Source organism: Flavobacterium sp. TS_SC_5, from assembly GCF_056156265.1.
In genome coordinates this window covers 1,511,573-1,531,585 of sequence record NZ_CM149588.1, presented here as the reverse complement: position 1 = coordinate 1,531,585, position 20,013 = coordinate 1,511,573, and the positions used below count along the sequence as shown (strand labels likewise).

General features: G+C 33.6%; 18 protein-coding genes and 1 pseudogene. 11 read left to right on the top strand and 8 right to left on the bottom strand.

Features of this window, described 5'->3' with window-relative positions:
- Nucleotides 1-54: 54 nt before the first annotated feature.
- From AC0J6S_RS06695 to AC0J6S_RS06675, 5 genes and pseudogenes are all read right to left on the bottom strand, one after another.
- Nucleotides 55-585 carry an inorganic diphosphatase gene (locus AC0J6S_RS06695; RefSeq protein ID WP_131909433.1) on the bottom strand — a complete coding sequence of 177 codons (531 nt, stop codon included), beginning with the start codon at nucleotides 583-585 and terminating at the stop codon, nucleotides 55-57.
- 106 nt (nucleotides 586-691) lie between these two features.
- The gene (locus AC0J6S_RS06690; protein WP_474956002.1) at nucleotides 692-1,294 is read right to left on the bottom strand and encodes a DNA-3-methyladenine glycosylase family protein; all 603 of its coding nucleotides are present in this window, start codon (nucleotides 1,292-1,294) and stop codon (nucleotides 692-694) included.
- A 35-nt stretch (nucleotides 1,295-1,329) separates the two neighbouring features.
- On the bottom strand, nucleotides 1,330-2,187 hold the full coding sequence (locus AC0J6S_RS06685) for a hypothetical protein (RefSeq protein ID WP_474956001.1): 858 nt from the start codon (nucleotides 2,185-2,187) through the stop codon (nucleotides 1,330-1,332).
- Nucleotides 2,188-2,295: 108 nt separating this feature from the next.
- Nucleotides 2,296-4,781 (bottom strand): annotated as a pseudogene (locus AC0J6S_RS06680) (DUF5686 and carboxypeptidase-like regulatory domain-containing protein).
- A gap of 124 nt (nucleotides 4,782-4,905) precedes the next feature.
- Nucleotides 4,906-5,886, bottom strand: a complete 981-nt coding sequence (locus AC0J6S_RS06675; RefSeq protein ID WP_417946200.1) for a pyruvate dehydrogenase complex E1 component subunit beta — start codon at nucleotides 5,884-5,886, stop codon at nucleotides 4,906-4,908.
- A gap of 290 nt (nucleotides 5,887-6,176) precedes the next feature.
- Here AC0J6S_RS06675 and AC0J6S_RS06670 point away from each other — a divergent pair, with 290 nt between their 5' ends.
- The 4 genes from AC0J6S_RS06670 to AC0J6S_RS06655 all read left to right on the top strand — a co-directional run bounded on the left by AC0J6S_RS06670 (nucleotide 6,177) and on the right by AC0J6S_RS06655 (nucleotide 9,681).
- Nucleotides 6,177-6,923 (top strand): electron transfer flavoprotein subunit beta/FixA family protein, encoded by a 747-nt coding sequence (locus AC0J6S_RS06670; RefSeq protein WP_474956000.1) that lies wholly within the window; start codon nucleotides 6,177-6,179, stop codon nucleotides 6,921-6,923.
- A gap of 124 nt (nucleotides 6,924-7,047) precedes the next feature.
- Nucleotides 7,048-8,016, top strand: a complete 969-nt coding sequence (locus tag AC0J6S_RS06665; RefSeq protein WP_474955999.1) for an electron transfer flavoprotein subunit alpha/FixB family protein — start codon at nucleotides 7,048-7,050, stop codon at nucleotides 8,014-8,016.
- A gap of 138 nt (nucleotides 8,017-8,154) precedes the next feature.
- Entirely contained in the window at nucleotides 8,155-8,787 is a 633-nt protein-coding gene (locus tag AC0J6S_RS06660) for a bifunctional nuclease family protein (RefSeq protein ID WP_474955998.1), read from the top strand.
- Between the two features lie 69 nt (nucleotides 8,788-8,856).
- Complete coding sequence (locus AC0J6S_RS06655; protein ID WP_474955997.1) at nucleotides 8,857-9,681, top strand: thymidylate synthase; 825 nt, start codon at nucleotides 8,857-8,859, stop codon at nucleotides 9,679-9,681.
- A gap of 23 nt (nucleotides 9,682-9,704) precedes the next feature.
- On the opposite strand, the gene AC0J6S_RS06650 is transcribed toward AC0J6S_RS06655, so the two are convergent.
- Complete coding sequence (locus AC0J6S_RS06650; RefSeq protein WP_474955996.1) at nucleotides 9,705-10,001, bottom strand: isoamylase early set domain-containing protein; 297 nt, start codon at nucleotides 9,999-10,001, stop codon at nucleotides 9,705-9,707.
- Between the two features lie 238 nt (nucleotides 10,002-10,239).
- Between AC0J6S_RS06650 and AC0J6S_RS06645 the strand changes: the two genes are divergently transcribed.
- The 4 genes from AC0J6S_RS06645 to porT all read left to right on the top strand — a co-directional run bounded on the left by AC0J6S_RS06645 (nucleotide 10,240) and on the right by porT (nucleotide 13,097).
- Nucleotides 10,240-10,575: a 2TM domain-containing protein gene (locus AC0J6S_RS06645; protein ID WP_474955995.1), complete on the top strand. Its 336-nt coding sequence runs from the start codon at nucleotides 10,240-10,242 to the stop codon at nucleotides 10,573-10,575.
- Nucleotides 10,576-10,584: 9 nt separating this feature from the next.
- Nucleotides 10,585-11,067 carry a dihydrofolate reductase gene (locus tag AC0J6S_RS06640; RefSeq protein ID WP_474955994.1) on the top strand — a complete coding sequence of 161 codons (483 nt, stop codon included), beginning with the start codon at nucleotides 10,585-10,587 and terminating at the stop codon, nucleotides 11,065-11,067.
- A 592-nt stretch (nucleotides 11,068-11,659) separates the two neighbouring features.
- A complete protein-coding gene (gene ubiE / locus AC0J6S_RS06635) occupies nucleotides 11,660-12,391 on the top strand; it encodes a bifunctional demethylmenaquinone methyltransferase/2-methoxy-6-polyprenyl-1,4-benzoquinol methylase UbiE (RefSeq protein ID WP_474955993.1) in 732 nt (243 codons plus the stop codon).
- 1 nt (nucleotide 12,392) lies between these two features.
- A complete protein-coding gene (gene porT / locus AC0J6S_RS06630; protein ID WP_474955992.1) occupies nucleotides 12,393-13,097 on the top strand; it encodes a type IX secretion/gliding motility protein PorT/SprT in 705 nt (234 codons plus the stop codon).
- Between the two features lie 52 nt (nucleotides 13,098-13,149).
- Here the strand turns inward: porT and AC0J6S_RS06625 are convergent, their stop codons facing one another.
- Nucleotides 13,150-13,875, bottom strand: a complete 726-nt coding sequence (locus tag AC0J6S_RS06625; protein ID WP_474955991.1) for a TrmH family RNA methyltransferase — start codon at nucleotides 13,873-13,875, stop codon at nucleotides 13,150-13,152.
- 37 nt (nucleotides 13,876-13,912) lie between these two features.
- On the opposite strand from AC0J6S_RS06625, the gene tamL reads away from it, so the two are divergent.
- The 3 genes from tamL to accD all read left to right on the top strand — a co-directional run bounded on the left by tamL (nucleotide 13,913) and on the right by accD (nucleotide 18,538).
- The gene (gene tamL, locus AC0J6S_RS06620) at nucleotides 13,913-16,480 is read left to right on the top strand and encodes a translocation and assembly module lipoprotein TamL (protein ID WP_474955990.1); all 2,568 of its coding nucleotides are present in this window, start codon (nucleotides 13,913-13,915) and stop codon (nucleotides 16,478-16,480) included.
- A 61-nt stretch (nucleotides 16,481-16,541) separates the two neighbouring features.
- On the top strand, nucleotides 16,542-17,609 hold the full coding sequence (gene fbaA / locus AC0J6S_RS06615; protein ID WP_474955989.1) for a class II fructose-bisphosphate aldolase: 1,068 nt from the start codon (nucleotides 16,542-16,544) through the stop codon (nucleotides 17,607-17,609).
- A gap of 74 nt (nucleotides 17,610-17,683) precedes the next feature.
- Nucleotides 17,684-18,538 (top strand): acetyl-CoA carboxylase, carboxyltransferase subunit beta, encoded by an 855-nt coding sequence (gene accD / locus AC0J6S_RS06610; protein WP_474955988.1) that lies wholly within the window; start codon nucleotides 17,684-17,686, stop codon nucleotides 18,536-18,538.
- Between the two features lie 155 nt (nucleotides 18,539-18,693).
- Here accD and AC0J6S_RS06605 read toward each other — a convergent pair whose 3' ends face one another.
- Nucleotides 18,694-19,944: an ABC transporter permease gene (locus AC0J6S_RS06605; RefSeq protein ID WP_474955987.1), complete on the bottom strand. Its 1,251-nt coding sequence runs from the start codon at nucleotides 19,942-19,944 to the stop codon at nucleotides 18,694-18,696.
- Nucleotides 19,945-20,013: the final 69 nt, after the last annotated feature.

Sequence of the window (20,013 nt, the reverse complement as noted above, 5' to 3'; positions counted from 1 at the left end):
AAAAGCAATACTCTTAACAGAATATTGCTTTTTTTGTAAAAATTGGATATGAAATTATTTTATACTAAATAATCCTTCTGGTTTATTTTCAATTTGATTAAAACGCTCCGTACATTCTTTAATAATGGCATACGCTTCATTTACATCGCCCCATCCGCCTACATCAACTTTTTTATTTTCAAGATCTTTATACACTTGAAAGAAATGTTCGATTTCCTTTAGCAAATGTGGATTCATGTCTGACAAATCATTTAATGAATTCCAAATTGGATCTGAAACTGGTACACAAATTACTTTTTCATCTGGACCTTTATCGTCTGCCATGTGGAAAACACCAATAGGTTTTACCTCCATTACACATCCAGGAAAAGTTGGTTCGTTTACCAAAACCAAAACATCTAATGGGTCTCCATCTAATGCTAATGTTTCAGGAATAAATCCGTAATCAGCCGGATACATCATTGACGAAAATAACATTCTGTCAAAACGCATTCTTTTTATTTCGAAATCATATTCGTATTTATTTCTACTTCCTCTTGGTATTTCGATTAAGACATCGAAAGTTGTTAATTTGTCTGCAGTCATTTTAGTTTTTCTTTTCTATATTTATGGGTGCAAAAGTAAGGAAAGTATCCCTTTTTACAACAAAAAATGTGTGTTATATAATGATTAAATTTTAAGGGTGAGTACTTTAGTACACCACCTTCCTGTTTCGTTTGTTTAAATAATGGTGCCACAAAAGATAGGTTGCATAAGAACGATAAGGACTCCATTGTTTCGCATGAATTTCCATCGCGTCTTTATCGTGAATATCCAGCAATTCCTTGATGGTATTTACTACCGCAATATCTCCTAAGGGTAATAAATCCGGTGCTTGCAAACAAAACATCAAATAAATATCGATGGTCCAGTTTCCTATTCCTTTTATTTTAATGAGCTCTTCCCGCACTTGTTGAGCCGTTTTGTTTGGCAAAGTTTCTAAATCAAGCTCTTTATCCAATATGGCTTTTGCCAAAGCTTTGATATAGGATGTTTTTTGACGGCTTACGCCAAGATTTCTAAATTCGGCATCTGATACATCAAGAAGAATCTCGGGTGCTACCGTTTTTAAAGTAGTTTTTATTTTCAAAAAAGTAGCTTTCGCCGAATCAATAGAAACTTGTTGTTCCAAGATCAACAATACCAAAGTCTCAAAACCTTGCGGCCTTTTAGGAATAGTTGGCATTCCGTATTGTTCAATGATTGACTTGAAAACGGCATCTTTTTCTAAAAGATAATCGATGGCTTCTTGCATAATCTGATGTTTTAATTTCTTGAATTAACTTAAATTCAATTAATCCTTTTCATTTTTAAAGTAGAATAAAATTTCAATCCAAAACCACTTGCCAATACTATATTCGGATTTAAATATCTTTTAAATCTAAAGTTTGTCATTTCTTGCATGGCATCGAGATTAATCAATAAAAGTTTACCGTTATCTGTTTCACCAAAATCAAGCTTGACTGTAACTTTATTATAAGTCCAATTAGAAAAAAATTCTAATGATTGCTCCCCACCTTGATATCCGAAAATTTGATAGTCATAAGGTCTTGTATTCATAAAGGCAATACGTCTTAGATTATTATTTTTATTATTAAAAGAAAAATAACCTTTGTAATATTTATAAGATGTAAAACTGACTACTGTAATGTCATTGTCAACTGAAATATGATATTTAAAGTTAGATATATCATTAAAAAAGTCGAAATCTATTACTTTTAAACTATCGTAATAAACTGAAAAAGAAAACCAATGATCTTCAGTTACAAGGGGTTCAAAATTTTGAAATGGAGTTGTATCGCTGTCAAAAGAATTCAGCGGATCATCAATAAGCATCCAGCTAATGTTATCTTTACTTAATGCTTTAATATTTAAATCATTCTGAACGATTTTGTTTCTTAAAGTGTCTTTATCGTCTTTTGATACAAAATGTTTTATAATATAATTTACGCTTCCTTGGTTGTAATTTTCTTTTAAAGTACGCTTAATTTTTTTGATTATTTCTTCGATATCTTTTTTATTAGACGCTTTTTTTATCACAACAACTTCTTTTAGTCCAATCGTATCATTTAATGTTTTAGTTTTTTTCTGAGAAAAGCTAAATTGAACAATAAAAACTAACACAAGTAGCGCATATTTTTTTTTCATTTCTGTTTTTTTTTAAATATATGAAGAAAAAATTAACAAAATGTATACCGATAAGTTTATGCATAAACGCTTTGATAAGAATTCTTACAAATATAACCGGAATAGCTACTAAAAATTAAACCCGAACGATCCTTTTACTGTGAAACGATTCGTTTCCGGCACATTGAGATAATTGCCTCGCCAAGCAAAATCGATACGGAATACTTTGAAGATATTCCCAATTCCAGCGCTGTATTCCCAATACACTTTTTCGGGTGCATTGTACAACAATCCCGATGCATTAATCGCCCTGTTTTCATCAGAAATACTACCGTAAACCCCTCTGACAGCTACAATTTCTCTCCAATTGAGTTTGCGCATAAATGGAATTCTGGAAAAAAGACGACCATTAAAATTATGATTCCACTGCAAAGTAGCATATTGATCAGCTACAAATTCATAGAAATTTAGGTTGCTAAAGGTATTTTCAAGTATGAAAAAAGTTTGATTTCCCGGGATTACACTCATTAATCCCAAAGGAACAGTTCCGAAGGTTTTCCCCACTTCCATAATAATATTTGTTCTTCCTAAAGGCCCAATAATAATAGGCTGTTTGTAATACAACTGTAATTTATCATATTTGAAATCACTATTCAATAATCCTTTGAAACCATGACTGTAATTAACAAAAAAGCGACTGTACGGACTGTCTACATTTTCTCTTTCTACAGCAAATCCAATAGTTTTTCTCTTCGGAGTATATTCAACCTGAAAGTTAACTTCTGATTGTTTAACGTTACTTTTTGTAACAGCATTTGCTATATCTGTGTAATAATCCAGACTAAACGTTGGCGAAGCAGATTCAAGCGTACGATAGGAAATCCCGGTTTGGAAAATCAAATTTTTAACAGGTTCTATTTCAACCGCAACATTACTAAGGTTGATATTTGTTAATTTTCCATTATTCCCTGATGAAAACACAGAAGACGAAGCAAAACTTCGGCCAAAATATCGTATGTCGTGGTCAGACTCGCACCAATTTGTTCAATATCACGCCTGTTACCTCCAGACAAAATGACTCTTTTTTTCTTATCGACCATCCATTTTCCGGAAAATCCATATTTGAATTTGTCATCCTTAAAACCATACGCGGTGTACCCTTGAATACGCCAACTGTCGTTGGTGCCAAAATACGTTCTTCCACCCGCTCGCAGTCGCACACCTTCTACTTCATTATAACCAAATGTGGAAAAAATAGGTCCGTAATCAAAATTTCCAAACGGTAAAAAACCGCTCGCCAGAATTTGAACCGTGCTGTAAATTTGCTTAAATTTTTTCACCGTTTGCAACGTATCCAGCATTTTATAAACACCCAATTCGTCTTTAGTCAAATTCTCAAATCGGTTTTCGTCCCAATATTCATCTGATTTATTATAGACATCGGCATCCATATAATTGACCTCATCCTTGTAAAAAGCGACCGGTTTTTCAATATTAAATTTATGGTTTCTGTAATAAGTGGTTCGTTTTCCGTAAACACCTTTGGAATTTTCTTTTTTGTTTAAAGCAAAATCGGACATTAAATAATCCTTCGTTAATAAAAATACGGAATCACTGACCACGTCAAATTCCTGCTCTAAATAAATGTCTTTTACCCAATTGATATTAGCGCTTTTAGTCACCGCCATATTGATTTTCTTGATGGCGAACGTGGAATCATTGACCCAAAAATCTCCTTTGAAAGTCAATTCGTTTTTACGCCTTGGATAAAAAACAACGTTAAAACACCATTTATCATCAATATAAGCGCTGTCTTTCAGTACATAGTTATAGACATCAATCCCCGTTTTAGATAATGGACTGGTGAAACTTTTGTCAAAAAAAGTTAAGTAATTATTGTAAATATCGTAGTTGGAATATAAATCTTTTACAAAAGTCAAAATCTGTTGGTTCCCATTAAAACCAGAAGTTTTACTGGCTTTTATTTTCTCTTTTAATTTCTTCAATTTATTATCTCCGTAAACATCATTTAGTGTTTCGTTGACAAAAATGGGCAAATAAGTTTTACCGGTAATTTTTGAAGTATCCATTTGGTTAAAAATAAACTCCATCCCTTTGAAAAGTTTGCTTTTCATGAAAGCACTATCAATAGAATTCATGTCAAATTCTATTTTCTCATACTTCTCCATTTGGTATTGGTCAAACAAATACAAGCCGTTTTGACGCTTTCTTTCCCAAATTTTTCGAAGTATTTCTAACGCTGGATTATTTTTTTTAGACGTTTTTCCGGTAAAAATTACAACTTCGTTTAAACTCTCTGCTTCGTTTAGCTGAATTTTTAAATTGTAATTGACTACTTTTTCTAACATAATTTCTTTTTCAGAAAACCCAACAGATGAGACCAACAATACCGAATACGTTTTAGGAGATTCCAGATAAAATTTACCGTCTTCATTAGCAACAATTCCTTCACTTGAATTCTTGAAAACGACATTCGCAAAGGGAATAGGCTGATTCAAGTTATCCACCACAACACCACTCACTTTTGTTTGCGCAAAAACAGCAGTTGCTGATACCAACAACAAAAGCAGGGAAAACAAAAAAATCTTTTTCATAATCATTCAAAAAAAAACTTCATCAAATATTTAATTGATGAAGTTATGAAGTGTAGACTTCTTAGATTACTAGAATTTTTAGATTAAGATTTTACAATCTAAGAAGTCTAACGATCTAATTGATCTATTTTTTATACATTACTTTTTTAACTGCTTTCACAACATCACCTGCGTTTGGCAACCATTCTTTCAATAAAACTGGAGAATAAGGTGCTGGAGTATCCGCTGTCGTAATACGTTGAATTGGAGCATCAAGAAAATCAAAAGCGCGTTCTTGAACAATATACGTAATTTCTGAAGCGACACTTGCAAAAGGCCAAGCTTCCTCAAGAACCACTAATCTATTTGTTTTTCTAACAGAAGTTAAAATCGTTTCATAATCCATAGGACGAACCGTTCTCAAATCGACAATCTCACAAGAAATTCCTTCTTTGGCTAATTCGTCAGCAGCAATATGCGCTTCTTTGATAATTTTTCCAAAAGAAACAATCGTTACATCCGTACCTTCACGTTTGATATCCGCAACTCCAAGTGGAATCGTATATTCACCATCTGGAACTTCTCCTTTATCGCCATACATTTGTTCAGATTCCATGAAAATCACAGGATCATTGTCACGAATAGCCGCTTTCAACAAACCTTTAGCATCATAAACCGTAGATGGAACTACCACTTTTAGACCCGGAGTGTTCGCAAACCAGTTTTCTAATGCTTGTGAGTGTGTCGCTCCTAATTGTCCTGCCGAAGCTGTTGGACCACGAAAAACGATAGGCACATTGAATTGTCCTCCAGTCATCTGACGCATTTTGGCAGCGTTATTAATAATTTGATCAATCCCCACTAAACAGAAATTGAATGTCATGTATTCCACAATCGGTCTGCATCCGTTCATCGCTGATCCTACTGCAATACCAGTAAAACCAAGCTCTGCGATAGGAGTATCAATTACTCTTTTCTCGCCAAATTCAGCAAGCATACCTTTAGATGCTTTGTAGGCACCATTATATTCTGCAACTTCTTCACCCATTAAGTATATGGACTCATCGTGACGCATTTCTTCACTCATCGCTTCGCAAATGGCCTCTCTAAATTGTATCGTTCTCATATTATATGTTGTATGTGTCTATTTTTCGAACAGCAAAAATAAATATTTAATATCACTTAAAAGCATAAATTATCCTAAATTAATTCAGGATTTACAGTGTTAATTTTCAGGAGCTATTTCCGGCTATACGCTCTATCTTCCTGTGGCTAAAGGAGCCACAAGAAGGATGCCGCTGCTATCCGGGCTACGAAATCGAAATAGTAATGAAAAATATTATGCATGCATAGTATATTATTCGAATTAATATTTTAAATTTGTAAAAGAAATTACGAATAATTAAATATATAAGTATGAAAATATTAGTTTGCATCAGTCACGTTCCTGATACTACTTCAAAAATTAACTTTGTCAACGGCGATTCTGAATTTGACACTAATGGAGTACAATATGTAATCAATCCTAATGACGAATTTGGTTTAACGCGTGCTATTTGGTTCCAAGAACAACAAGGTGCAACGGTTACTGTTGTAAATGTTGGAGGACCAGAAACCGAACCTACTTTAAGAAAAGCATTAGCAATAGGCGCTAACGAAGCAATTCGTGTAAATGCTACTCCTACTGATGGATTTTTTGTTGCCAAACAACTTGCTGAAGTAATCAAAAACGGAGGTTACGATGTTATCATTGCCGGAAAAGAATCTTTAGACTATAATGGCGGAATGGTTCCTGGAATGATTGCTGGAATTTTAGGATATAATTTCCTTAATTCTTGCACCAGCCTTACAGTTGATGGAACTAATGTAAAAGCAGTTCGTGAAATTGATGGTGGAAAAGAAACTGTTGCTACTACTTTGCCGTTAATCATTGGTGGACAAAAAGGACTTGTGGAAGAAAAAGACTTGCGTATTCCAAACATGAGAGGAATTATGACTGCAAGAACGAAAGCATTGACAATTCTGGAGCCTGTTGACGCTACTGTAAATACAAAAGCAGTAAAATTTGAAAAACCAGCTGCTAAATCAGCCGTAAAATTAATCGCTGCTGATAATTTAGATGAATTAATCAATTTATTACACAACGAAGCGAAAGTAATATAATTTTTTGATTGCTGATTGAAGATTAACGATTTTTGATTGCTGATTGCAAAAAAAAATTGAGAATCATTAATCTAATTTCTAAAATCAAAATTCTAAAATCGTTAATCTAAAATCTAAAATTATTATGTCAATATTAATATATGCGGAATACGCAGAAGGTAAATTTAAAAAAGTAGCATTCGAACTGGCTTCGTATGCAAAAAAAGTAGCCGAAAGTTTAGGAACTACCGTTACAGCGGTAACAGTAAATGCTGGAGATGTTTCGGAATTATCGAAGTACGGAGTAGACAAAGTTTTAAAAGTAAATAACGATAAATTATCCGGATTTACTGCAAAAGCATACGCTGATGTGATCAAACAAGCGGCTCAAAAAGAAAACGTGAAATTAGTTTTACTCTCATCAACTACAGACAGTATTTATCTTTCCTCACTTGTTGCAGTAGCTTTAGAAGCTGGTTATGCATCAAATGTGGTTGGATTACCGGTTTCAACTTCGCCTTTTCAAGTAAAGAGAAATGCTTTTTCAAACAAAGCTTTTAATATTACTGAAATCGCTACAGATGTAAAAGTACTTGGACTTGCGAAAAATTCTTATGGGATTTTTGAAACGCCTTCAACACTAACTGAAGAAGATTTTAACCCAACTATTGGAGACAATGATTTTGGTGTAAAAGTAGAATCAGTTGAAAAAGTTTCCGGAAAAGTTTCCATAGCTGATGCTGACATTGTTGTTTCAGCTGGTCGTGGATTAAAAGGTCCTGAAAACTGGGCAATGGTAGAGGAATTGGCAACCGTTCTTGGAGCGGCAACCGCTTGTTCAAAACCTGTTTCTGATTTAGGATGGAGACCTCACGGAGAGCACGTAGGACAAACGGGAAAACCGGTTGCTACAAACCTTTATATTGCCATTGGAATTTCTGGTGCGATTCAACACATTGCGGGAATCAACTCTTCTAAGGTAAAAGTTGTAATCAACAGCGATCCCGAAGCACCATTTTTCAAAGTGGCTGATTACGGAATTGTAGGCGATGCGTTTGAAATTGTTCCACAATTGATTGAGAAATTTAAGGCTTTCAAAGCTCAGAATTCATAAATTATAGCATACCATTAATTTAAATGCTACTTAAAAACAAGATATTTGTATCTTTGCTTTTAAGTAGCATTTCTTTTTTTAAATTGCTACTTAATTTTTATCAAAAAAAGTACCTCGTACTTTCCCATAACAACAATTATGAGCTTAGTTAAATTATCCATAAAAGGAATTTCATACAGTCAAACTCAAAACGGAGCCTACGCTTTGATCTTGAATGAGGTTGACGGTGAAAGAAAATTACCCATTGTAATTGGTGCTTTTGAAGCCCAATCCATCGCCATTGCCTTGGAAAAAGAAATAAAACCACCACGTCCTTTGACGCATGATTTATTCAAAAATTTCGCAGAACGTTTTGATATTGTGGTCAAACAAGTCATTATTCATAAATTAGTTGATGGTGTTTTTTATTCAAGTATAATTTGCGAAAGAGATAAAATTGAAGAAATTATTGATGCCAGAACTTCAGATGCCATTGCTTTAGCATTGCGTTTCAATGCTCCCATTTTTACTTACAAGAATATCTTGGACAAAGCCGGAATTTATTTAAAGTCAAATCCTTTAGACCCTAATAAAGACTCACAGGAAATTGACGATGTGCTTTCTAATCCTGACACATTTGGACGCGAAGAAGAAGAAAGCAATCAATCTGGAGAAACCTATTCGAAACACAGTTTACAGGAATTGAATGAATTATTAGATCAAGCCGTTTCCCATGAAGATTATGAGAAAGCCGCAAAGATTAGAGATGAAATTTCGAAGAGAGAATCGTAAATTGACATTTCAGTTATTTGATAATTTGATTTCGAATAACCAATTAAAAAATCACCGAACTCACCAAAAATGAAGCAATATTTAGATTTAGTGCAACACGTTATGGAAAACGGTTGTCAAAAAGGAGATCGTACAGGAACAGGAACAAAAAGTGTCTTTGGATACCAAATGCGTTTTGACTTGAATGAAGGTTTCCCGATGGTTACTACCAAAAAACTGCACTTAAAATCTATTATTTATGAATTGCTTTGGTTTTTAAAAGGCGATACCAATATCAAATACCTTCAGGAAAACGGAGTTAAAATCTGGGATGCCTGGGCTGATGCCAATGGCGATTTAGGACCAGTTTACGGTCACCAATGGCGTAACTGGAATAGTGAAGAAATTGACCAAATCTCTGAATTGATTAAAGAATTAAAAACCAATCCTAACAGCCGCCGAATGTTAGTTTCGGCATGGAATCCTTCGGTGCTTCCAGACACTACAAAATCATTTGACGAGAATGTAGCCAACAATAAAGCCGCTTTGCCTCCTTGCCATGCTTTCTTTCAGTTTTATGTTTCTGATGGTAAACTATCTTGTCAATTGTACCAGCGAAGCGCTGATATTTTTTTAGGCGTACCTTTTAATATTGCTTCTTACGCATTACTCACGATGATGATCGCACAAGTTTGCGACTTACAGCCAGGAGAATTTATTCACACTTTTGGCGATGCACACATTTACAACAATCATTTTGAACAATTGGAATTGCAATTGTCCCGTGAACCAAAACCAATGCCAAAAATGATTTTGAATCCAAATATAAAAGACATCTTCGCATTCGATTTTGACGATTTTACGCTCGAGGGCTACGAACCGCATGCCTTAATAAAAGGAAATGTTGCGGTGTAATGCAATAAAAAACGGTGTTTTAGTTAGACTACTAAAACACCGTTTTCATTTCCTGCAAACTCGTTCCATTTGAAAGAATCTGCTTCTGGTTCATTGACAAATACTCCATCAATAACATATTTAAATTCGTAGGCCGCATCTTTGTTGACATCAAATACTCCTTTGAATGTGCCATTTTTTAATTTATTTAAAGCACCATCTTCAAGACTCCAATTATTGAAATCGCCAACAACTGAAGCTTGACTTGCCTCCTTTGCAACCACAGAAAAGGTAACCTTACAAACTGGTTTTGTTTTAACAAATTGTTTCTTAATTGCCATAACACATTCATTTATAGATTTATGAAACAAAGTAAACGAAACATATTGAAGTTTCAATAAGCATTATAAAGATTTAATAGAATACGATAAACAATGTTAATTTTTGATAAATTTAACATTTAAAACCGCTGAAAATTTACTATTCAAAAATCAGAAAACGTTTTCTCCCAAAATTATCCATACGCAAAACAACGACTTTGCGAAATAAATTTTACCTTTATAAACTAAAATTAGATCGATGGAAAAAGAATTACACGAACAATATGAGTACGCGAGAAGAAGAATAAAACAAAAGAAACGATTGTATTATCATTTTGTTCTTTTCGTTTTAGGAAGTTTACTGTTATTTGTCGCCCATAATTTCCTTGACAGAGCCGTAGTTACCGATTGGTATCTTTGGATTATTACAATATGGCTGTTTCTCTTTATTCTACATTTTATAAAAATTTTCATCACGGATCGATTTATGAATAAAGATTGGGAAAGAGAACAAATTGACAGACTTGTCACTTTGCAAAAAAAGAAAATGGAGCAATTGCAAACTCAAATAACTAACGATGAACTTAAACAATAGTAGACCATCATGATAATAATGATTGCGGCTGTTGCCGAGAATAATGCGCTAGGAAAAAACAATGAATTAGTTTGGCATTTACCTAATGATTTCAAAAGATTTAAAACACTGACTTCCGGTCATCACATTATAATGGGCAGAAAAACATTTGAAAGTTTTCCAAAGCCATTACCAAACAGAACTCATATTATAATCACCAGACAAAAAGAATATCAGGCTGAAGGTTGCATAATTGTGGACAGCATTGAAAAAGCGCTTGAAATTTGCCCAAAAAATGAGGATTCTTATATAATAGGCGGCGGAGAAATCTACAAATTGGGACTGTCTCTTGCGGATAAAATAGATATTACCCGAGTTCACCAAGAATTTGAAGCGGACGCCTATTTTCCTGAAATAGATCCTAAAGAATGGGAACTGATACGATCCGAATTTAATGAAAAAGACGAGAAACATCTTTATGATTATACTTTCCAAACGTTAGTTAGAAGATAAAACAAAAAAACATCCTTTTTACGGGATGTTTTTTTTTTAACCATTGATTAAGAGAAATGAACTACTCTTGAAAGAATATTTGATAACATAAAATAAAAATTACAAACACTAATAACACTCCAGAGATGGAGATTATAATATTTGATGTTTTTTGAGAATACATCTCAAAAAAGCCTTTAATACCAAATACCACGAAGGTACTAAAGACGAAAAAAATTAAAATTTCCAAAAACAAATTTAATCCTAAGAACGTATGTTGCGTTTTAACTACCGTATTACTCTGTAAAACAGTAGTTTCAAAACAGCTGACAAGAACAAATGAGATAACTAACGCAAAAAATATCCATTTGATTTGGTTCACTGACTCTCTTTTAATCATTTAATATGGTTATTTCTTGAATTACAAATTTGTACAATAAAATCAGGACATGCAATACCCACTTTTAGTGATATTTCAAAAAATATAAAATTTTTTAAAGCTCAGTAAATCAAATTCAAAATCCATTTTTAAAGCAAAATAAAACTTGATTCAATTTTTTGAAACTCATTTTAAGTTCATCAAGTTTGTCTTATATTTGTACAAATTAAAAAAATGTCAGAAAAGATAACTCCCTATAAAGATTCTGCCTTAGGCAAAAAAGAACAAGTTGCGCAAATGTTTGATACTATTTCTGGAAATTATGACAAGCTCAATCGCGTCATTTCTTTTGGTATTGATATAAAATGGCGTAAAAAAGTGCTGCAAATGGTCGCCAAATCCAATCCAAAAATCATTCTAGACATTGCAACAGGAACTGGAGATCTAGCTATTTTAATGGCGCAAACTAATGCTGAAAAAATCATTGGTTTAGATATTTCTGCCGGAATGCTGGAAGTAGGCGTTCAAAAAATTGCAGCTAAAAATCTTTCCAATACCATTGAAATGATTTTAGGAGATTCGGAAAACATGCCTTTTGAAGACAACTACTTTGATGCAATCACGGTTGCTTTTGGCGTTCGTAATTTTGAAACTTTAGAAAAAGGATTAGCTGAAATTTTAAGAGTTCTGAAGCCAAATGGCGTTTTTGTAATTTTAGAAACTTCCGTTCCAGATAAAACACCTTACAAACAAGGATATAATTTTTATAGCAAAAACATATTGCCTTTGATAGGGAAACTATTCTCTAAGGATGATGTTGCATACGGATATTTATCTGAATCAGCTGCGGCATTTCCTTATGGCGAAGCGTTAAACAATATTTTGAGAAAAACTGGGTTTATAGATGTTGTAGCGTTACCCCAAACTTTTGGAGTAGCTACCATTTATTCAGCTTCTAAAAAGTAACATGAAAAAAATAATTGTCTTTCTTTTATTTGCTTCTATTCTAAATGGATATGCACAAAAATCTAAAAACATATTTAGTAGAGACCCTATTATCAACTTGGAAAATTTTCAGAAGAAAAGAATCTATTATGGTTTTTATTTAGGTTTTAATTCTTACGATTTCAAGATTGATTACAAATCGGAAACTCCTGATATCCTCATTAAAAAAACTACCGGTTTCAATGTGGGGATTATTGGAGATTTAAAACTACAGAAATACATCAACTTGCGATTTGAACCCGGACTTTATATCACAAAAAGGGATTTGTATTATCCGAATTTTACCAACAGCAGCGATGCATTAAGAGAAGTAAATAGCACCTACATTCACTTTCCCTTATTATTAAAATTTTCTTCGTTAAGAACCGGAAATATTTGCCCTTATGGTCTAGGAGGAATATCATCTACATTGAACTTGGCGAGTAATTCTAAATTAAAGGATGACAATTTTCAACAACTTTTTCGAGTAAAATCGTGGACTACTAATTATGAATTGGGTTTTGGGATTGATCTTTTTTCAGAATATTTTATATTTTCACCATCAATACGAGGTGTTTTTGGAATTAATGATGAATTAATCCGAGACAACGACCCAAACAGTCCTTGGACAAGCAATATCGCTTCTATGAAAACAAGAGCTGTATTCATCAATTTTTCTTTCCACTAAAATAGTTTTCAGTCACAGTTTTCAATCCTCATAGCCAGCCTATGACTAAAAACTAACCGCGACAAAACTCGCTTAAAACAATGGCAGTTGCTGTGGCGACATTTAAACTCTCCGTTTTTTGAAGATTTCCAAAACGAGGAATTGTGAGTCGGCTTGCTACTAACTTTTCGAGTTCAATTGAAATTCCACTAGCTTCGTTCCCCATAATTATAACCCCTTGTTTTGGCAACTCCGATTTATAAATATTGGATCCATCCATAAAAGTGCCAAAAACCGGTAGTTTTGTCGTTGCCAAAAAAGCGTTCAAATCCATATAATTAACATTTACTCTGGCTATAGAACCCATTGTAGCCTGCACCACTTTTGGGTTATAAACATCAACTGTTTCCTTTGAACACAGCACTTGTTGTATACCAAACCAGTCACACAAGCGTAAAATAGTGCCTAAATTTCCGGGATCTCTGATTGAGTCAAGTGCTATAATTAGACCCGTTTCGATAATTTGTTTTTCAAGAGGCATTTTAAAGACGGCTAAACAGGAATTAGGCGTTGCCAATGCCGTGATTTTCTTCAAATCATTTTCTGATATAATAGTTTTCTTTTCTTTGAAAACTTCATCAAAATCATATTGTGTGGTATACAAATGCTCTAGTTTAAAATCAGAATCCAAGAGCTCCTGAATCCCTTTTACACCCTCGGCAAAAAATAATTTATTGGCTATTCTATATTTTTTTTGCTGCAAACTCGTTATAAGCTTTATTTGGTTTTTACTAACCATAAAATAATGTACTTTTGAATTAAATATTTTAGAACACTTGAAAAAAACTTCCGCAAAAATAACTGCATTTATTGTAATTGCAATACTAATTTCCGCATGTAACGCTGTAAAAAGAGTTCCAGACGGAAAACTACTGCTTACGAAAAACGAAATTACAATAAATGATAAAGTGATCAAGGATGAAAATGTGATTAATCAGCTGTATCAAAAACCAAACAGCACCTTACTAGGGTACCGATTGCGATTGAATCTTTACAATTTGGCAAACCTAAATCCTGATTCAACATACCAAGCCAAGTTTACCAATAATCCCGAAAAATTTAAACGTAAATCAAAATGGTTATCAGAAAAACAAGTAAACCGTCTAGGAAAATCCTTCTGGTACAATGGAATTCATGATTTTTTGAAAAGAACCGGTGAACCGCCAGTGATTATTGACAAAGACAGAGCCGATAAATCATTGTTGCGATTGAAATATTACTATTTCAATAATGGATTTTTTAATGTAAATGCTGCTTACAATATAGATACTTTGGCTATAAAAAAAGCCAAAATAAAATACGCAATAACTCCGGGAAAGGCTTACTTTCTTGATTCTTTGAGAACGACTATATTAACACCAGCTTTGGATTCATTATATGAAACCAACAAAATGAATACGTACATCAAGTCCGGAAATCAATATAAAACAGATGATTTTGAAAATGAAAAAAACCGGATTACCGCACACTTCAGAAACAATGGAGTTTATTATTTTCAATCCAATTATGTTACTTTTGACATCGACACTATTAAAAAAGTAAATCAAGCAAATATAAACTTGATGATTAATAATTATTCCTATCAAGAAGGAGATTCAACAAGAACGGAACCTTTCAAAATTTATAAAATAAGTGATGTTAATATTTACACTGATTATTCTCCAAGTAACAATACGCTAAACATTACAGACAGCACCACGTATAAAAATTTTAACCTGTACAGTCAGGAAAAATTAAAATACAAACCCAAAGCGATTACCAATGCTATTTTTATTACAAAAGGCGGCTTGTACGCAGACAACAAAGCCGTTTTGACGACCCGCTATTTGAATAATCTTAAGATTTTCAATTATCCGTCCATACAATATGAGGTTGATAAAAGAGATACAACCGCGCAGTCGTTGATTGCCAAAGTATATTTAACTCCAAGAAAAAAATATAGTTTTGGAACCACATTAGATGTGACCCATTCTAATATTCAGGATTTTGGTGTTGGCTTAAGTGTTTCCGAAACAATCCGAAACGTCTTCAATGGCGCAGAAACTCTAGAAATTGCGGCACGTGGAAACATTGGAGCATCGAAACAATTAGCAAACCCCAAAAATAATTTTTTCAACGTTTCAGAATATGGATTGGATTTAAAACTAAACATTCCGCGAATTTTGATGCCGTTTAATACGGACAAAATTATTGCTAAAAGCATGATTCCATCCACGCTAATTACTGTAGGTTTTGCAAAACAAAGAAATATAGGATTGGATAAGGAGAATTTTACAGGCGCACTTTCCTATAATTGGACTCCAAAAATAAATCATACAGCTAAGTTTGATCTTTTCAACACTCAATTTGTTCGCAATTTAAATCCTAAAAACTATTTTAATGTTTATGGTTCTTCTTACAATGCTCTAAATGCAATAAGTAAAGAGTACAATACAAATCCTTCCTTTTACAACAATGACACTGACAAAGACTTGCTTATTGAACAAGGAACAGCAGGTTTTACAAATGATGTCCTTACCGGTAATGCTAATTTTTTGAAGCCATTAGAAGATACTGATATCGAATCCGTTAAAAGTATTGAAGAGCGAAGACTGAGACTTACGGAAAATGATTTCATTTTAGCTACCAGTTTTACTTTTTCAAAAACAACTAAAAAAGATTTAACAGATAATAATTTCTATCTTTTTAGAACAAAAATAGAATCAGCAGGAACTATTTTGTCTGCTTTTGCAAAAACTTCAAATCAGAAGAAAAACATTAGTGGGAATTATGAAATATTCAATCTGGAATATTCTGAATACATAAAAACAGAATTCGATTACATCAAACATTGGGATTTATCCAAGGAAAAAATCTTTGCATTCAGAACCTTTTTTGGAATCGCAATCCCATTTGGAAACTCAAACTACATTCCTTTTTCAAGAAGTTACTTTTCCGGTGGTTCTAATGATAACAGAGCTTGGCAACCTTATAGTTTAGGTCCAGGAAGTAGCGGAGCTTTGGACGATTTTAATGAAGCTAACATGAAAATTGCCATTAGTGGAGAATTTCGATTCAAACTTTTAGGAAATCTTAAAGGTGCGATTTTTGCTGACGCCGGGAACATTTGGAATACATTGGATAATGTTGTGGATGAGAAATCAACATTTACAAGTTTGAGCGATTTAAAAGATATGGCATTGGGTACAGGATTTGGAATCAGGTATGACTTAAGTTTTTTCGTAATTCGTTTTGATTTAGGTTTTAAAACCTACAATCCAGCTAATGAAACTAACAGAAGATGGTTTAGAGAATACAACTTTGCGAACTCAGTTTTAAATTTTGGAATAAATTATCCGTTCTAATGCTAATTAATTCTTATTTTTGCAAAACTAAAAACTAAAAAAAATAACTAAAAAAAGTACAATGGCACACAACATAAAACCAGGCGTAGCTACAGGAGATCAGGTTCAGGAAATTTTTAATTATGCTAAAGAAAAAGGATTTGCACTTCCGGCAGTAAATGTTACGGGATCAAATACTATCAATAGCGTACTTGAAACTGCTGCAAAACTAAACGCTCCAGTTATCATTCAATTTTCTAACGGAGGAGCACAATTTAACGCTGGAAAAGGACTGTCGAATGCAGGTGAGAAAGCAGCTATCGCTGGTGGAATTGCTGGTGCATTACACATTCACACTTTAGCAGAAGCTTACGGAGCAACTGTTATATTACATACTGACCACTGTGCAAAAAAATTACTGCCTTGGATTGATGGTTTGTTAGATGCTTCAGAAGCGCATTTTGCAAAAACTGGAAAACCTTTATACTCGTCTCACATGATTGATTTATCTGAGGAGCCAATCGAAGAAAACATCGAAATTTGCAAAGGCTATTTAGAAAGAATGAGCAAAATGGGAATGACATTGGAAATCGAACTTGGAATTACAGGTGGTGAGGAAGACGGTGTTGACAACTCTGATGTTGATAGTTCAAAATTATATACACAACCAGAAGAAGTTGCTTACGCTTACGAAGAACTTTCTAAAGTGAGCCCAAGATTTACAATTGCTGCTGCTTTTGGAAACGTACACGGAGTTTACAAACCAGGAAATGTAAAATTGACTCCAAAAATCTTAAAAAATTCTCAAGATTTTGTTCAAAATAAATTCAACACAGGACACAATCCGGTTGATTTCGTTTTCCACGGTGGATCAGGTTCTACATTAGAAGAAATCAGAGAAGGTATCAGCTACGGTGTAATAAAAATGAATATTGATACGGATTTGCAATTTGCATTTACAGAAGGTATCCGTGATTACATGGTAAAAAACATCGACTATTTGAAAACTCAAATTGGAAACCCAGAAGGTGCTGATGCTCCAAACAAAAAATATTACGATCCAAGAAAATGGCTGCGTGAAAGCGAAGTTACTTTCAATGCAAGACTGGAGCAAGCATTTGCTGACCTGAACAACGTAAATACATTATAAAAAAAAGTTTAAAGTTTCAGGTTTCAGGTTTCAAAACTTTAAACTTTAAACCTGAAACAACAAAAACAATAAATATGGCTTGGTTTAAAAGAAAAGAAAAAGGGATTACTACTGCTACCGAAGACAAAATGGATATTCCAAAAGGACTTTGGTACAAATCTCCAACTGGAAAAATTATTGATGCCGATGAACTAGCTCGTAACTTATTTGTTAGTCCCGAAGATGGTTTTCACGTTAGAATTGGAAGTACAGAATATTTTCAAATTTTATTTGACAACAATGAATTTGTTGAATTAGATAAAAACATGACTTCTAAAGATCCTTTGCACTTTGTTGATACTAAAAAATATGCAGACCGTCTGAAAGACGTTATGGATAAAACCAAACTTAAGGATGCAGTGCGCACTGGAGTTGGAAAATCTAAAGGAAAAGATGTAGTTATTTGTTGTATGGACTTTGCCTTTATTGGTGGTTCTATGGGTGCTGTTGTAGGTGAAAAAATTGCGAGAGGAATTGATCACGCTATCAAAAACAACATGCCTTTTGTAATGATTTCTAAATCCGGTGGGGCTAGAATGATGGAAGCCGCTTATTCATTAATGCAATTAGCGAAAACATCTGTAAAACTGGCTCAACTTGCTGAAGCAAAATTACCTTACATTTCGTTGTGTACAGACCCAACAACTGGAGGCACAACAGCTTCTTACGCGATGCTGGGTGATATCAACATTTCTGAACCAGGCGCTTTAATTGGATTTGCAGGACCAAGAGTTGTAAGAGACACTACGGGAAAAGATTTACCGGAAGGTTTCCAGACTGCTGAGTTTCTTCTTGAACATGGCTTCTTAGACTTTATCACACCAAGAAAAGAATTGAAAGACAAGATTAATTTATACATCGATTTGATCCAAAATAACACTATCAGATAAATAGATATCCTGAGCAATCGGGATATTTTTTAAAGATTAATACAAACTAAAAGCAGCTTCCAAAAAATTTTGGAAGCTGCTTTTTTTTAACGAATTTATAAAATTATTAATACAGAAAGCAATTCAAATTCTAGTTAGATAGAATAATTACATCATTACATTCCTGTTCTAATTGCTTCAACAGGATCTAGTTTAGACGCTGAAATGGCCGGAAGAATTCCTGAAATCACACCTACAACAATTGACAGTCCCGAGCCAATCAAAATATTCCAAAAACTCAAAACGAATTCAAAATCCAACACACTAGTTAAAAGTATAGACAACAACCAAACTATCAATAAACCAATTGCTCCACCAATAACACATAGAATGATTGCTTCAAATAGAAATTGAAAAAGGATAAATCTATTTTTGGCCCCTAATGACTTTTGAATTCCAATCAAATTAGTGCGTTCTTTTACTGAAACAAACATGATATTAGCTACTCCAAATCCTCCAACTAAAAACGAAAAAACACTAATCAAAATTCCGCCACCACGCATGGCACTAATTATTCCATCTAATAAATCCGTAAACCCAGAAAGAACATTGATGAAAAAATTATCTATTTCATCTATTTTCATACCGCGATAATTTCTTAGTTTTTGAGCAAGCTCCGCTTTGAACGCATCCATGTCAACTCCTTTGTCAGGCTTTACAAGGATTACCGGCGTCAAGGCATCATTATTGTCACCATACAACCTTCTTAAAAAATTAACCGGAATATAAGCTGATGTATCATTACTATCACCAAACATTCCTGCACCTTGCTTTTTCAACATTCCAATAACGGTGAAACGCTGCCCGTAAAGACGAATGTTTTTTCCGATTGGTTCGCTTTCGCCAAAAAGACTCTTTGCAATATCATATCCTAAAACAATTACTGGAGCTCCAGAATTAGATTCCGCTTCATTATAAAACCTTCCTTTATCAAACTCAAGTCCTTGAATTTCTATAAATTCATGAGATACCGGCACAATATTCACATCGCTAACGGATTCCGATTCGAATTTCAGGCTTTCTCTACCCACAAAAAATTGATACGCCATCTGGTCTAAATCGTTCATAGAACTTTTCAGATACTCATACTCATCATATTTGACATCCGGAAACTGCTCCCTTTTCCATTGCGGAATTTCGGAAGGACCAAAAGAAAATCGCATTAAATAAATGGTGTTTTTATCCAAACTGCTCAAATCTTTTTTTATTTTTTTATCCAAAGAATCTACAGCGGCCAAAACAGCAATGATAGAAAAAATACCGATCGTCACTCCTAACAAAGAGAGCAAAGTTCGTAACTTATTGTTGCGCAATGCGTTCATTGCAAACCCAAAACTCTCTTTTAATAATCGAAGATAAACTAACATACAATCTATTTTGTGTTAAAGTAAAATTCTATAAATATTATTCAAAAACCTAATGAAAAATCATTTCGT